Source organism: Xenorhabdus santafensis, assembly GCF_033949405.1.
Lineage (GTDB): Bacteria > Pseudomonadota > Gammaproteobacteria > Enterobacterales > Enterobacteriaceae > Xenorhabdus > Xenorhabdus santafensis.
Map to the genome: position 1 here is coordinate 179,597 of NZ_VCDN01000014.1, position 15,606 is coordinate 195,202.

Sequence of the window (15,606 nt, forward strand, 5' to 3'; positions counted from 1 at the left end):
CTACTGTTGGGGGGGTCATTTGATAGTGCGAGTGTAAGGAGAAGCATTATGCAAGAAGGGCAAAAACGTAAAACCTCGTCCTTGAGCATTCTCGCCATCGCTGGGGTAGAACCTTACCAGGAAAAGCCAGGCGAAGAATACATGAACGATGCCCAGTTAGAGCATTTCAAGCTGATTCTGGAAGCGTGGCGTAACCAACTCAGGGATGAAGTAGACCGTACTGTATCTCATATGCAAGATGAGGCAGCTAACTTCCCTGATCCAGTGGATCGTGCGGCGCAAGAAGAAGAGTTCAGTCTTGAATTACGTAATCGGGATCGTGAGCGTAAATTGATCAAAAAGATCGAGAAAACGCTGAAAAAAGTCGAAGAGGACGACTTCGGCTATTGTGAATCCTGTGGGGTTGAAATCGGCATCCGCCGTTTGGAAGCTCGCCCTACAGCCGATTTATGTATTGACTGTAAAACATTGGCCGAAATTCGCGAAAAGCAAATGGCTGGCTAATTTTATAGTATAAATACATGAATAGTTACAGTACATAATAAGTACATTGGGGTAAGTACGGCGCTGAATGGCGCCGTATCACCCTACATTAATTCCAATATGACTCAATCTGAACATTCCTCGCTCTATGTCGGGCGATTTGCCCCGTCTCCTTCAGGTGATCTTCATTTCGGCTCTTTAGTGACTGCACTGGGCAGTTATCTACAGGCACGTGCCTGCCACGGAAAATGGCTGATGCGCATTGATGACATAGATCCCCCCCGGGAAGTTGCCGGTGCTGCCAGCCGGATATTGAAGGCACTTGAACACTATGGCCTCAACTGGGATGATAAAGAACTGTACCAATCTCAGCGACATGATGCTTACCGCGCCATTCTCGACCAATTGCAGCAGCAAGGAAAAAGTTATTACTGCACCTGCACTCGCCAGCGCATTCAGCAACTGGGTGGTTTTTATGACGGTTACTGCCGGGAATTACATCTCTGCGCAGACAATGCAGCTATCCGCCTGAAACAACACCATCCGGTTTATGGCTTTCGCGATAAATTGCAAGGTAATATCACCGTATCCACGGAAATGGCGAAAGAAGATTTCATCATTCATCGCAAAGATGGCTTATTCGCCTATAATCTTGTCGTTGTTGTTGATGATAACTATCAGGGCGTCACTGAGATTGTCAGAGGAGCGGACTTAATTGAACCAACCGTTCGTCAAATTTCTCTATACAATCAATTGGGTTTTAAAACGCCGGATTATGTGCATTTGCCTCTCGTACTGAATAAAGAGGGAAATAAACTTTCCAAGCAAAATCATGCCCCGCCGCTCCCGCTGAGCGATCCGAGGCCATTGCTGATTGATGCGTTATCATTTTTAAATCAACCCACAATTGCAGGCTGGCAAGATCTCACTATTGAGCAATTACTTCAGCAAGCAATCGCAGGTTGGAATATAAACGCAGTTCTGCCTGAAAAACATAACGAGTGAAGCGAATAATCGCTAATTTAAATAAAGTGTTTCTATTGGCTTTGTAAGCATTCTCAAAAAATGTCCAGTAAGTTATGATTGGCGGCTGTTTTTTGTTTTCATTGATTAGTCACTATCGAGGTGTACCATTTTTAACCGAGTAGCAACTTTCTGCCGTAATCTGTTGGCCCGTGATAACCGGGAGAAATCCAACACACAGGCAGTCAGTGAAAGGCCAGTCACCGTATCTGACCATTCTGCTCAAACAGAGAGCAGTTCTCCGCGTAGGCGTCGCAGAGAAAATCATTCATCTTCATCATATGCCGATAAAGACAAAATGAAGAAAAAACCCGCAAAGGTAAAGCCTTCGGACACGCCAATTACGGTGATACCACGGGAACAACATCCGATTTCCCGTAAAGATATCAGTGATAATGCACTGAAGGTTCTGTATCGTCTGAATAAATCAGGTTTTCAAGCCTATCTGGTTGGCGGTGGAGTCCGCGACTTGCTGCTGCACAAAAAACCCAAAGATTTTGATATAGCAACCAATGCCACTCCAGAACAGGTTCGCAAACTGTTCCGCAACTGCCGCCTTGTCGGCCGTCGTTTTCGTCTTGCTCATATTATGTTTGGCCCGGATGTCATTGAAGTGGCGACTTTCCGTGGGCCCCATGATCAAGTTGAAAACAACGATCGCAATCAGTCGCACAAAGCACAGAGCGGCATGTTACTGCGCGACAATATTTTCGGCTCGGTCGAAGAAGATGCCGTCCGCCGCGATTTCACCATCAATAGCCTCTATTACGGCATTGAAGATTTCGCCTTGCGGGATTATGTCGGTGGGCTAGCTGATCTCAATGAAGGCATCATCCGCTTAATTGGCGATCCGGAAACCCGCTATCGGGAAGATCCCGTGCGCATGCTGCGTGCTGTCCGTTTTGCCAGCAAGCTGGATATGACCATTGAACCGGCCACTGCCGAACCTATCCCACGCCTTGCTTTCTTATTAGGCGAGATTCCATCTGCGCGTCTGTTCGAAGAATCGCTGAAGTTATTACAATCAGGGCAAGGTTACAGCACTTACAAACTGCTGCGTGAATATCACCTGTTCCAGCCTTTGTTCCCCATGATCCAGCGTGGCTTTACCCAAGGCAATGATTCCCCGATGGAAAGGCTGCTGGTACAGGTATTGAAAAATACCGATCACCGCATCCAGAATGACAAACGCGTTAACCCCGCATTTTTATTCGCAGCCATCTTGTGGTATCCACTGATTGAGCATGCGGAAAAACTGTCACAGGAAGGTGGCTTGCAGTATTACGATGCGTTTGCACTGGCAATGAATGACATTCTTGATGAACAATGCCGTTCCATCGCCATTCCGAAACGCCATACCACCACCATGCGTGACATTTGGCTACTTCAACTTCGTCTGCCGCGCCGCCAAGGCAAGCGGGCAAATAAATTGATGGAGCATCCGAAATTCCGCGCTGCGTACGATTTACTGGAATTACGTGCCAATATTGAGCCGCGCCATGAGTTGAAAGAGTTGGTGAATTGGTGGGCTGAATTCCAGCAATCAACACCTTCCCAACAACGCGGGATGATATCTGAGCTGGGTAACGAGCCGCTCCGCCGCAGGACACGTCCTCGCCGTGCCGGACGCCCCCGCCAGAATAGGGCCAACAGCTAATATGACTCGGGTTTATATCGCCATCGGCAGTAATCAGGCCTCTCCTTTGCAGCAAGTCAATAATGCACTTGCTGCACTGAAAGCTATCCCTGACACCACGTTGGTCGCCCAATCATCTTTCTATCGGACTAAACCGATGGGGCCACAGGATCAGCCTGATTTCCTTAACCTCGCCGTCGCGCTGGACACTCAGTTACCCCCAGAAACATTGCTTGATCACACTCAAGCAATTGAACTGGCACAAGGCCGTGTTCGCAAAAGTGAACGTTGGGGGCCAAGGACTCTCGATTTGGATATTATGCTGTTTGGTGAATATGTCATTGAAACTGAGCGTTTGACCATCCCCCATTACGGCTTGAAACAGCGCGAATTCATGCTTTATCCACTTGCAGAAATTGCCCCCGGCCTTGTATTCCCCGATGGAGAAACACTGGCGGAACGATTGACACAAGTTCCAGAAAACGGCCTGACATTTTGGTAATAACCAACAATTTTATAAAGGAAAGTCATTCAACATCTCATACAACCAAGGCCGATTTCTGGATAATCAGGGTCTATCGTCATTCGGGCATTTTTTAAATCCCTTAGATGAGATAGACCCAATGCCTATACCCACTGGATTTCAAAATGCAGCGCGACAGCAAGGGAACGAATTTGCCCGGCCAACAACGCTGAGACTTGAAAGACGACAGGTATCATTTCAGGTTGTGGGCAACTCACACAGCGACTTGAAAATAAGGTATACCCATTCAGGAGATAATAATGAAACCAACAACCCTGGCTGACCTGCGCCAGTTAAAAAAAGATAAACGCAAGTTCGCGACTATCACCGCTTATGACGCCAGCTTCGCCCATCTTTTTGCCGAACAAGGCATCAATGTTATGCTCATTGGCGATTCACTTGGCATGACTGTGCAGGGATTCGATTCTACCTTACCCGTTACCGTTGAAGATATCTCATACCACACTCGAAGCGTCCGCAATGGCGCACCCTACGCTTTCCTTATCGCTGATTTACCTTTCATGAGTTATGCCACCCCAGAGCAAAGTTTTGCCAATTCCGCCGCCTTGATGCGTGCCGGAGCCAATATGGTCAAAATTGAAGGTGGAGACTGGCTGTGTGACACGGTTACGATGTTGGCCGAACGGGCAGTCCCGGTTTGCGGCCACTTGGGCCTGACCCCGCAATCGGTCAATATATTGGGTGGTTATAAAGTACAGGGGCGCAGCGAAGATGCAGCCCAGAAATTATTCGATGATGCCATTGCCTTGGAAAAAGCGGGGATGCAATTACTCGTACTGGAATGTGTTCCGGTCGAATTGGCAAAACGTATCACTGAGGCGCTGGAAATTCCGGTTATTGGCATCGGTGCCGGCAATATGACTGACGCGCAAATTCTTGTCATGCATGATGCCTTGGGCATTACCGCCAGAGCCCCTAAATTTGCCAAAGATTTCCTTAAAGAAACCGGCAACATACGGGATGCCATCAATCTCTATATTGAAGAAGTTGAAAGTGGTGCCTATCCTGATGGGGCACATTCGTTCAACTGATGTTCTTTCAACCAACATTCTCTCAACTGTTCTCTCAATCAAACTAACAGAATAGTTGCCAGCATGACTGCTATTAAAGGAGTACAGCAATGCTGATTATAGAAACAACCCCCATTTTACGCCGTGAAATCCGCCGCTGGCGTCAGGCGGGAAAACGCATCGCCTTTGTTCCAACAATGGGGAATCTACATGACGGGCACTTGGCTTTGGTTGATACCGCCAAAGCGCAGGCTGATGTCGTTATTGTCAGTATTTTCGTGAATCCAATGCAATTTGACCGGGAAGACGATTTGGTCAACTATCCACGCACATTGCAGGAAGATTGCGAAAAACTGAACCGTCACAATGTTGAGCTGGTTTTTGCTCCCAGTGCTGGCGAAATGTATCCGAATGGGTCGAACAGCAATCAGACGTTTGTCGAAGAGCCAGAACTCTCTCATATACTGGAAGGTGTCAGCCGTCCGGGGCATTTCCGTGGCGTGACCACCGTTGTCAGCAAGTTATTTAATCTGATCCAGCCTGACTTAGTTTATTTTGGCGAAAAAGATTTTCAGCAATTACAGGTTATCCGCAAAATGATTGCCGATATGGCTTACGATATTACATTGGTTCCTGTACCCACTGTTCGTGATAAAAATGGGTTGGCACTCAGCTCACGCAATAATCTTTTATCCTCTGAAGAGAAAAAAGTTGCCCCCGTACTTTATCAGGTTATGCAGGTTATCGCAGAAAGGCTGCAACAGGGCGAGCGTGATATCGAACAATTAGTGGATCAGGCCTCCTCCCGCCTACGGGAAGAAGGTTTTATGCCGGATGAAATATTTATCCGTGATGCAAAAAATCTGGCGCCATTGACAAGACAAAGCAAAAAAGCTGTGATCTTGATGGCTGCATGGTTAGGCCAAACACGTTTGATTGACAATCAGCAGGTTGATTTAGCTGACTAAATATACGCCCTATGGTTTTCGAGTTGCCTCGAAACCCAAGGGAGTATACCTCCCAGCCACCTTCAGCCACAGAAATCACTGTGTGGCCGGCGTGGCTGGGTGGCGGGAATGAATGAACGATCACCCTTTTTGGTTTGATGAAAAGGGAACATTTACGCCACATAGAGTTAATTAAGGAGTACAAATACCTTTATTCCCCCGTTGATAACCATAATTCGTTAAAAATAACTCGCTTAAATGCCATCGTGCTGTTTCTGTGCCAAAGCAACTGACGGAGAATAATACTTGCACTGAATGTCATTAGACACGAGAGAAATAAAATCAGACATTTCAACCCTGCCCAAATCTTCACCCGTTCCCATTCGTAACGAGAGCTGATTTGATTCAACTTCCGCATTTCCGATAACAATTAAATAGGGTATTTTCATTAGCGTATTCTCACGGATCTTATAGCCAATTTTTTCATTTCGTATATCTAATTTGACTTTCAGCCCATGAGCTTTCAGTTTATCGTGCAAATCTCTACAAAAGTCTGTTTGCTTCTCTGAAATATTCATAATGGCAATCTGGTGTGGGGCAAGCCAGGTAGGGAGTGCACCGGCATAGTGTTCAATCAATATTCCAATAAAACGTTCTACGGAGCCAAGCATGGCCCGGTGCAACATGACCGGAACTTCTTTGTTCCCTTGTTCATTAATAAATCTGGCGCCCAAGCGATCAGGAATCATATGATCCAGCTGTATTGTTCCGCACTGCCACTCTCTTCCCATACGATCTTTTAAATGAAATTCAACTTTTGGGCCGTAAAATGCGCCTTCTCCCGGCAATATTTCATAGTTGAATCCCGCTTTTTTTACTGCATCCTGTAATATTGTTTCAGCGCGATCCCACACTTCATCTGAGCCGATTCTCTTCTCTGGACGTGTAGCGATTTTAATTGCTATGTTTTTCTGTTCGAAACCAAAGTCTTGGTAAACTTGAAAAACTTGCCCAGTAAATAGAGCAACTTCAGAAAGAATTTGGCTTTCTTGGCAAAAAATATGCCCATCATCTTGCACCATCGATCTGACGCGCATCAGGCCACGTAAACTTCCTGATGGCTCATAACGATGGCAGCAACCGAATTCAGCATATCGAATCGGTAAATCTTTGTAACTCCTTAGCCCATCATTAAAAACCTGAATATGACATGGGCAATTCATGGGTTTTACAGCATATTCCCTCCCTTCAATATGTGTCACAAACATATTCTCGGAATATTTGTCTGTATGACCTGATTTTTTCCAAAGACTTCTGTCGACTAATTGAGGGGTCTGGATCTCGTCATAACCAAAAGATTCCAGACGTTCGCGGATGTAGTTCACTATTGTTTTATTAATTGCCCAGCCTTTCGCATGCCAAAAAACCATGCCCGGCGCTTCTTCCTGCATATGGAAGAGATCAAGCCGCTTGCCAATATTGCGGTGATCGCTTTTCTCTGCTTCTTTTAAAGCTGCCAAGTATTCATTTAATTCATTTTCAGAATTCCAGGCTGTTCCGTATATGCGTTGCAGCGATTGATTATTTGAATCGCCGCGCCAATAAGCGCCAGAGACTTTCAATAACTTAAAATGACGTAGAAAACGAGTATTAGGAACATGAGGGCCTCTGCACATATCCACATATTCTTCGTGAATGTACAAATTGACATGCGTGATAGATTTATCCAACCCTTGGATGATTTCTACTTTGTAAGGCTCATTACGTTCAGAGAAAACGCGAATGGCTTCATCCAGCGTGACTCTTTTTCGGATCACATCATAATTTTTCTTCACTAATTTTTGGATGCGTTGTTCTATCGCGGCAATATCATCCAAAGAAAAAGGTGCGTGGTCAATGTCATAATAAAAACCGCCCTGAATGACCGGGCCAATAGCCATTTTAGCGTCAGGATACAATTGCTTAACCGCATGCCCGATTAAGTGGGCAAAAGAGTGACGTATTATTTCTATCCCGTCAGGATCTTTATCCCTGATGATATTCACTTCTGAATCATCAATAATAAGCTCGCAGAGATCAACTAACTGACCGTTAACTTTACCGGCAACGGCTGATTTGGCCAGACTTGTACTGATGTATTTTGCAATATCAAGAACGGATACAGGGCATTCAAATTCTTTTTGTTCACCATTTGGAAATATAATCATAGGAATGAATTTAACCTCTCTAACTTGAGCCTTATAGTAAAAATACAATTAATATTTAAATCACACTGCAATAGAGAGTTTCCAACGCCAAAGCGTAATCAGGAACATCATTTATTAATAAATGGCCCAATCAGTTATTGGTGAAGAAACTGTAAATAAGACAATAACATCAAAAAACAAATAAACAATAATTAATTCACTTCGTATTGCATAATGCACTTTGTTATATTTTCGGCATGAATCTGAGAAAATATCTAACATGACCTTCTTCTTTCAAGTTGCCTCTTTATTTTCTGCATTCATCCTCTCCTGTCACGCAGTTATCTATGCTGCCAGTGATTAATAAAAGGCTCCTACCGTTCACCATAGGCCAGCCTTTGTCTGGGTAAATTCGTTTCCGACGAACTTGTCATTCCTTTGCCACCGCGATGTAATTCTAAATCTATTGTGTATAGATGATTATATATATTTAACATAATAGATGGTTCCTTATGCTATCTATTATTTTATTTTCGATAAAGTAACTATCATTTAATGATAGCTATATAATAGAGTAACAACCCGGAGCCAGGCCATGTTCTTTCTATTAGTATCGGGCTGTAATGAGTTTTTATTTCTATAGAAAGAAAAAATCTTACTTTTATAATTTTGCCATTTAAAGAATAATAACCATCCGGAAATAAATTAATGATGTGAGAATATTTTATGTCTCCATTAGGTTTCAAGAGGCTGTACAATAGGAAAAAACGAATTTTTTAAGTCTAAAAAGCTGCAACTTGAAAAACGAAGGGTATATACCTCAATTTACAGGGATGCAAATACAAATCAGACAGATAAAAAATAGAAAAGCCTGCTGGTGAGACTGGTTCTTCTGCTTTTTGGTTCTTAAGCTGCTGCACTACTGGTAGCCTTCGGTAGCACGATAGAATCTTCCCTCAATTTGGTGAAATCAAATAATAGTAAATAGTTTTAGTGAATTCATGCTGGTAATTTCCTAACAGGAGGAGTACTATGTACTCCACAAAAGGAGATTGGCCAGTGAGTCATGCAATAGAATTTATCGAAACAAGTATATTTACTCAACAAATAAAAGAGATTGCTACTGATGATGAGCTTAAAGAGCTGCAACGAGAGCTTATCGAGTCACCAGAAAAAGGTGATTTAATACGTGGGACTGGTGGATTACGTAAAATCAGAATGGCTACAGGTTCACAAGGAAAAAGTGGCAGTACCAGAGTTATTTACCTACTGGTGACCAAAGAGGTTATTTATTTGGTAATGGCTTATCCGAAAAATAAAAAGGATAGTTTAACGGATGCCGAAAAAGCAGAACTGAAGAAGCTAACAAAATTACTGAAAGGCGAGGTGTAACATGAGTTTTTTTGACGAGTTGAAAACATCTCTGGAAGAAGCTGTTGAAGTTAAACAGGGTAATAAAAACGCAGCACGTGTGACCCGATATGAGGTTGCTGATGTAAAAATGATTCGTGCTCAACTGAATATTTCACAAACAGAAATGGCAGAAGCGTTAGGTACCAGTCTCGACACCATTAAAAGCTGGGAGCAAAAGCGTCGAAATCCAACCGGGCTGGCAGCAAAAGTGCTAGCTATCATCCAAGAAGATCCTGATTTCTATAAAACTCTTGCGGCGCATTAATTAATGCACCGCATTATAATCATTTGTATCGTCACGCCCCCATTGGTGGAAAATAGACATTCACGCCAAATAATGGGTTAAGAAAAGCGTTTTATGGAATATCGCTATGTGGAGTCCCTACTTCGCTTTAATCCGTGGCGAAGTAGGGAACTGAGGAAATAAAGGAAATTACGTTCTTAGGCCTCGGCCTGATTCAATTAAATACCAAGCCAGAAAATAAAACACAATGATAAAAGCACTCAGCATTCCCAATGTCATTGCCAATGAAACATCAGTAATACCAAGGAAGCCATACCGGAACCCACTAACCATATAGACTATCGGATTCAGCTTGGATACAGCCTGCCAGAACTCAGGCAGTAAAGTCAGGGAATAAAACACACCACCCAAATACGTCAGCGGAGTCAGCACAAACGTTGGAATGATGCTGATATCATCGAACGTTTTCGCAAAAATGGCATTCAGCAACCCTGCCAGTGAAAAGAGAATAGATGTTGCCAACAAGGTAATTACGACCATTCCCCATGAATGTATCTGTAATGGTACGAACAAGAGGGAAACCAATGTCACTAAAATACCCACCATGACCCCACGGGCCACGCCACCGCCAACAAACCCCGCAATGATGATATGGGTTGGCACTGGTGCAACCAGCACTTCTTCAATGCTACGTTGAAATTTGGCACCAAAAAAAGAGGAAGAGACGTTCGAATAAGAGTTGGTGATCACCGACATCATGATCAAGCCCGGCACAATAAACTGCATATAACCAAAACCCCCCATTTCGCCAATACGGGAACCCACCAGATTACCGAAGATAACGAAATAGAGGGACATGGTGATTACAGGAGGAAGTAACGTTTGTACCCAAATACGACCAAAACGAGTGATTTCTTTTGCCCAAATGGTTTTCAGAGCCACCCAGTACAATTGGAACATTATTTGTCTCCTTGATTATTATTAGTCAATCCAACAAATAGTTCTTCCAGACGATTTGCTTTATTGCGCATGCTGTTGATTTGAATTCCCTGAGCACTCAACTGAGCGAAAATGTCATTTAACCCCTGCCCGCGCTTAACATCGACTTCCAGCGTAACCGCATCCAGCTGGCGATAGTCGTAACCTTCAATTATCGGCGCTGTGCCTTTTGGTGCTAAATCGAGCAAGAACGTTTCAAGTTCAAGCTGGCTGAGCAGATTTTTCATGCTGGTGTTTTCGACCAGCTCACCATGTTGAATAATGCCAATATTGCGGCACAGCATTTCTGCTTCTTCCAGATAGTGAGTTGTCAAAATAATCGTCGTCCCCTGCGCATTCAGATTTTTCAAAAACTCCCACATCGATCTGCGCAGTTCGATATCCACGCCCGCCGTTGGCTCATCAAGGATTAGCAGCTGAGGTTGGTGCATTAAGGCACGGGCAATCATCAAGCGCCGTTTCATGCCACCAGATAAGCGAATTGCTCTTTCGTTACGTTTTTCCCAAAGATCCAGTTGGGTAAGATAGATTTTCGCCCTTTCCAGCGCGATATTGCGCGGTACGCCATAATACCCGGCCTGAAACAGCAAAATCTGAATAACGGTTTCAAACGGGTTAAAATTGAACTCTTGCGGGACAAGCCCGAGTTGACGTTTCGCATTGACAAGATCCGTATCAGTATCGTAACCAAATACCTTGACCTTACCGTGGCTTTTATTCACCAGTGAGCTGATGATACCAATTGTGGTCGACTTTCCTGCGCCATTCGGCCCTAAAAGCGCATAGAAATCCCCTGCATTTACACATAAATCAATTCCCCGCAGCGCTTTCACTCCACCCGCATAGGTTTTCGTGAGCTGCGTCAATTCCAATGCATATGCCATAAGTAAAAAACACCTTAAATTTTTTGCTATTTTTTGAGTGCAAGATAGAAATTATGCCACTATTTTTCCTACATTTCTTTGCAATGACAGGGATCACATAAAAAACATGGCTCAATAAAATATTAAATTCTCAATTAATGTTGTATATGATTCTATCTCAAAAATGTTGCCAGGCTACTCGTTATGATGAAAAAGATTGAAGAGCTGTTTGCGAGGAACAAACAGTGGTCAAAATCCGTAAATGAAGAAAACCCACATTTTTTCAAGGATTTGTCGAAAGCACAAAAACCTCATTTTCTGTGGATAGGTTGTTCAGATAGCCGTGTTCCTGCGGAAAAACTGATTGATGCTGCGCCGGGTGACCTTTTTGTTCACCGAAATGTTGCCAACCTTGTAATCCATACCGATTTAAACTGTTTATCAGTTGTGCAATATGCTGTTGATGTCTTACAGGTAGAACATATCATCATCTGCGGTCACTATGGCTGCGGTGGTATTGAAGCTGCTGTAGATGGCACTGAATTGGGATTAATCAATAATTGGCTGCTTCATATTCGCGATTTATGGTACAAGCACAGTTCCATGCTCGGTGAACTGCCACCCCATGAACGCTTGAACCGCTTATGCGAATTAAATGTCGTTGAACAAGTTTATAACCTCGGGCATTCAACCATTATGCAATCTGCTTGGAAGCGCGGGCAAAAAGTGATGATTCACGGTTGGGTATATGGTTTGAAAGATGGCGAACTGCATGATTTGGATATCACCGCTGACAGCCGGGAAAAGCTGGAGCTTAATTATCGTCAGGCGATTGCCAAACTGTCTCAAATCAAATAATGCATTGAATGAAAGCAGTTGCTGCTTTGAAGACTGTTATTTTGAAAAACCGTGATTTTGGGTAACCGTTACCTTAAAAAATGCACCAAAACAAATGGCAGCTATCTGCTGCCATCTGCTCACCGCACTAAAATTACATTTGCTTGATGTAAAAATTAATCTTCCAGCAAAGTAACATGCCCAATGTAAGGCAAATGGCGGTAGTGCTGTGCATAATCGATGCCGTAACCAACAACAAACTTATCTTCGATCGAATAACCAATCCACTCAACTGGAACATCAACTTCACGGCGAGATGGCTTGTTCAACAACGTACAAATCGCTAGTGAATTCGGCCCGCGCAATCCCAGAATTTCACGGATTTTCTTCAGTGTATTGCCCGAATCAATAATGTCTTCAACGATCAACACATCTTTGCCACGAATGTCTTCATCCAGATCCTTGAGGATTTTTACATCGCGGGTAGAACTCATTTCATTGCCATAACTGGATGCGGTCATAAAATCCACTTCGTGAGGAACCTGTACTTCACGGCATAGATCAGCCATAAATATAAACGATCCTCTCAACAAACCAATCAGCACGAGTTCACGATCGCTATTGCGATAATGTTCTGTAATCTGTTGGCCCAGTTCAGCAATACGTTGTTTAACCTCCTGTTCGGAGATCATCACTTCTACAATATGTTTCTTCATCAATATAACCAGTTGATTTTGTTTTAAATAATCACAAACCAAATCCAAAGTGGATGTAATTATTTACACATCGCTCAATACCATAAGCTCACCGAGCGCATAAAATAACACTCTATGCGATCAGAACAAACCCTATTCGTTAATACACCGTTAAATTTCTTTCAGGTATAAAAAACGGTAATTTCCATAAAATTAAGGAAATAAAGTTTAGCTAACAAAGATATGAATATGTTAATTTAAGCAAAATGGTAGAAAATCAGTATAATAGAAATTATGCAAAAAATTACCTTACTCACATATATTCTGGTTTTGTTTGGTTTTACTCAACCCGCAAAAGCCCTGTCCGAAAGCGAATCTGAAGACCTTGCGGATTTGACAGCCGTCTACATCTATCTGAAGTATGACTGTGGCTACAAGCAGATCTCAAATCGTGAAATCAGACGCACAATTATCTATTTTGCCCAACGCAACAAGTGGGATCTCAGTAACTATGACGGTCAGTTAATGGAGGAACTGAATCAATTAGGATATAACGACTTGAAGGGAATCGGCCTGCCCCACGAGGTGAAATGCCTCTCTCTTGCACAAAGGTCTTTAAGTCTGCTCGCTTATGTAAAATAATTTCGTTTAATACCGCCAAAGGTAAATTTCGCGATGCAACTACGTTAATAGTTCGTTATGATGTGCGCCTATCCCCTGTTAACAAGCAATGGAGGAATACCGGGACATGTCAAAAAAAGAAATTTGGTATGAAACACTACATTCCAATTTCGGGCAGTATTTCGCAGTTGAAAATGTGCTTTACCACGACAAAACCGAACATCAAGACCTGATCATTTTTGAAAATACAGAATTAGGTCGCATCATGGCTCTGGATGGTGTAATACAAACCACTGAGCGAGATGAGTTTATCTATCATGAAATGATGGCTCATGTTCCATTATTTGCCCACGGTCAGGCCAAACGCGTCTTGATCATCGGTGGAGGTGATGGTGGGATGCTTCGCGAAGTTTGTCGCCATCAGTACCTCGAAAATATCACTATGGTTGAAATTGATGCTGGCGTCGTTGAGTTTTGCCGTCAATATTTACCTAACCATAGCGCTGGCGCTTATGATGATCCTCGTTTCAGTTTGGTGATTGATGACGGTACTCATTTTGTAACAAACACCACTGATAAGTTCGATATCATCATTTCTGACTGCACAGATCCCATGGGCCCTGGGGAAAGTTTATTTACCTCAGAATTCTATGCGGGTTGCGCTCGCTGCCTGAATGAAGGCGGTATTTTTGTCGCCCAAAACGGCGTTTGTTTCTTGCAACAAGATGAAGCCGTCGATAGCCATAAAAAACTGAATCACTATTTCGCCGACAGCTGTTTCTATCAGGCCGCTGTGCCAACCTATTATGGTGGGATCATGACATTTGCGTGGGCAACCCAAAACCCTGCTTTGCGCCAAATATCGCTGGAAACGTTGCAACAACGTTTCAAAGATTCAGCCATTAATTGTCGTTATTACACACCAGCCATACATTCAGGAAGTTTTGCTTTGCCGCAGTACTTGATAAATGCACTATACCCAATGGACTCCTAGTGGCATCAAGAAGGCAAGAAAGTGAGTCTCCGGGAACATTAATAACCGTATATTTATAACAACGGTAGCCGGGGTAAACGAGTGCAGCCAACAAAAATGCAACTTGAAAGACAACGGATATATCTGGAAACCAATAATCACCCATCAGCCGGGAGGTGAATTAAATTGCGCAAACTGAAATTGCACGGCTTTAACAATCTAACAAAAAGCTTAAGTTTTTGTATTTATGATATTTGTTATGCAAAGACGAAAGCCGATCGCGACAGTTATATCGCGTACATTGATGAACAGTACAATGCTACCCGACTCACTGAGATTCTCAGTGAAACCTGTTCAATCATTGGTGCAAATATTCTTAACATTGCCCGACAAAACTATGACCCCCAAGGGGCGAGTGTCACTATTCTGATTAGTGAGGAACCTATTGATCCTGCGCTAGTAGATAATACAGAGAACCCGGGCCCGCTTCCTGATTCTGTTGTTGCTCATTTAGATAAGAGCCATATTTGTGTACATACCTATCCAGAAAGCCATCCTGATGGCGGTTTATGTACTTTCAGAGCAGATATCGAAGTATCAACCTGTGGTGTCATCTCTCCCTTAAAAGCTCTGAACTACCTTATCCACGAATTGGAATCTGACATCGTAACAATGGATTATCGCGTCCGAGGTTTTACCCGTGATATTGATGGCGTAAAACATTATATCGACCATGAAATTAATTCCATACAAAACTATGTTACTGAGGAAATTCAATCTCAGTACCATATGCTTGATGTCAATATTTTTCAGGAAAATCTTTTTCATACCAAAATGATGTTAAAAACATTTGATCTTAATGAGTATTTATTTAATACCACAGCAGAAGAATTGAATGACATGGAAAAGAAAGAGATTACTCGCCTACTTAAGAAAGAGATCCAAGAAATCTATTACGGTAGAAACATTCCTGATCTATAAAAATTCACATTATATTAACTTATGTGGCTGGCAACTTTCACTTGCCAGTCATTGATTTCCTCAGTTAATCACCTACCGTATCTAATATACTCAATGAATTATTCATTTAAGTACGATTATCCTTTTCTTAAAATAAATGAATTAAATTTGT

The 15,606-nt window shown here is 42.9% G+C and carries 16 protein-coding genes; 12 read left to right on the plus strand and 4 right to left on the minus strand.

The features are described 5' to 3' along the window. Positions 1-48: 48 nt before the first annotated feature. From dksA to panC, 6 genes are all read left to right on the plus strand, one after another. Entirely contained in the window at positions 49-504 is a 456-nt protein-coding gene (dksA, locus tag FE392_RS04870; RefSeq protein WP_047963537.1) for an RNA polymerase-binding protein DksA, read from the plus strand. Positions 505-603: 99 nt separating this feature from the next. Then, positions 604-1,488 carry a tRNA glutamyl-Q(34) synthetase GluQRS gene (gene gluQRS, locus FE392_RS04875; protein ID WP_319929105.1) on the plus strand — a complete coding sequence of 295 codons (885 nt, stop codon included), beginning with the start codon at positions 604-606 and terminating at the stop codon, positions 1,486-1,488. 316 nt (positions 1,489-1,804) lie between these two features. Beyond that, the gene (gene pcnB, locus FE392_RS04880; RefSeq protein ID WP_319929123.1) at positions 1,805-3,163 is read left to right on the plus strand and encodes a polynucleotide adenylyltransferase PcnB; all 1,359 of its coding nucleotides are present in this window, start codon (positions 1,805-1,807) and stop codon (positions 3,161-3,163) included. A gap of 1 nt (position 3,164) precedes the next feature. Continuing rightward, the gene (gene folK, locus FE392_RS04885; protein WP_319929106.1) at positions 3,165-3,644 is read left to right on the plus strand and encodes a 2-amino-4-hydroxy-6-hydroxymethyldihydropteridine diphosphokinase; all 480 of its coding nucleotides are present in this window, start codon (positions 3,165-3,167) and stop codon (positions 3,642-3,644) included. 281 nt (positions 3,645-3,925) lie between these two features. Beyond that, positions 3,926-4,717 carry a 3-methyl-2-oxobutanoate hydroxymethyltransferase gene (panB, locus tag FE392_RS04890; protein ID WP_319929107.1) on the plus strand — a complete coding sequence of 264 codons (792 nt, stop codon included), beginning with the start codon at positions 3,926-3,928 and terminating at the stop codon, positions 4,715-4,717. Between the two features lie 89 nt (positions 4,718-4,806). After that, positions 4,807-5,664, plus strand: a complete 858-nt coding sequence (gene panC / locus FE392_RS04895; protein WP_319929108.1) for a pantoate--beta-alanine ligase — start codon at positions 4,807-4,809, stop codon at positions 5,662-5,664. A gap of 233 nt (positions 5,665-5,897) precedes the next feature. Here the strand turns inward: panC and thrS are convergent, their stop codons facing one another. Then, positions 5,898-7,856, minus strand: coding sequence for a threonine--tRNA ligase (thrS, locus tag FE392_RS04900; protein WP_319929124.1), 1,959 nt, complete (start codon positions 7,854-7,856; stop codon positions 5,898-5,900). A 1,032-nt stretch (positions 7,857-8,888) separates the two neighbouring features. Between thrS and FE392_RS04905 the strand changes: the two genes are divergently transcribed. Both FE392_RS04905 and nadS read left to right on the plus strand, forming a co-directional pair. Beyond that, positions 8,889-9,221 carry a type II toxin-antitoxin system RelE/ParE family toxin gene (locus FE392_RS04905; protein WP_319929125.1) on the plus strand — a complete coding sequence of 111 codons (333 nt, stop codon included), beginning with the start codon at positions 8,889-8,891 and terminating at the stop codon, positions 9,219-9,221. 1 nt (position 9,222) lies between these two features. Continuing rightward, positions 9,223-9,507, plus strand: coding sequence for a NadS family protein (gene nadS, locus FE392_RS04910; RefSeq protein WP_319929109.1), 285 nt, complete (start codon positions 9,223-9,225; stop codon positions 9,505-9,507). Between the two features lie 168 nt (positions 9,508-9,675). Here the strand turns inward: nadS and FE392_RS04915 are convergent, their stop codons facing one another. Both FE392_RS04915 and FE392_RS04920 read right to left on the minus strand, forming a co-directional pair. Continuing rightward, complete coding sequence (locus FE392_RS04915) at positions 9,676-10,446, minus strand: ABC transporter permease (protein WP_319929110.1); 771 nt, start codon at positions 10,444-10,446, stop codon at positions 9,676-9,678. Continuing rightward, on the minus strand, positions 10,446-11,369 hold the full coding sequence (locus FE392_RS04920; protein ID WP_319929111.1) for an ABC transporter ATP-binding protein: 924 nt from the start codon (positions 11,367-11,369) through the stop codon (positions 10,446-10,448). The genes FE392_RS04915 and FE392_RS04920 overlap by 1 nt, the downstream gene beginning before the upstream one ends. Before the next feature lie 183 nt (positions 11,370-11,552). On the opposite strand from FE392_RS04920, the gene can reads away from it, so the two are divergent. Beyond that, complete coding sequence (gene can / locus FE392_RS04925; RefSeq protein WP_092512941.1) at positions 11,553-12,206, plus strand: carbonate dehydratase; 654 nt, start codon at positions 11,553-11,555, stop codon at positions 12,204-12,206. 155 nt (positions 12,207-12,361) lie between these two features. On the opposite strand, the gene hpt is transcribed toward can, so the two are convergent. Then, on the minus strand, positions 12,362-12,901 hold the full coding sequence (hpt, locus tag FE392_RS04930) for a hypoxanthine phosphoribosyltransferase (RefSeq protein WP_319929112.1): 540 nt from the start codon (positions 12,899-12,901) through the stop codon (positions 12,362-12,364). A gap of 273 nt (positions 12,902-13,174) precedes the next feature. On the opposite strand from hpt, the gene FE392_RS04935 reads away from it, so the two are divergent. The 3 genes from FE392_RS04935 to speD all read left to right on the plus strand — a co-directional run bounded on the left by FE392_RS04935 (position 13,175) and on the right by speD (position 15,455). Further along, positions 13,175-13,522, plus strand: coding sequence for a YacC family pilotin-like protein (locus tag FE392_RS04935; protein ID WP_319929113.1), 348 nt, complete (start codon positions 13,175-13,177; stop codon positions 13,520-13,522). A gap of 106 nt (positions 13,523-13,628) precedes the next feature. Beyond that, on the plus strand, positions 13,629-14,495 hold the full coding sequence (gene speE, locus FE392_RS04940; RefSeq protein WP_319929114.1) for a polyamine aminopropyltransferase: 867 nt from the start codon (positions 13,629-13,631) through the stop codon (positions 14,493-14,495). Between the two features lie 165 nt (positions 14,496-14,660). Next, positions 14,661-15,455 carry an adenosylmethionine decarboxylase gene (gene speD / locus FE392_RS04945; RefSeq protein ID WP_319929115.1) on the plus strand — a complete coding sequence of 265 codons (795 nt, stop codon included), beginning with the start codon at positions 14,661-14,663 and terminating at the stop codon, positions 15,453-15,455. Positions 15,456-15,606 lie beyond the last annotated feature (151 nt).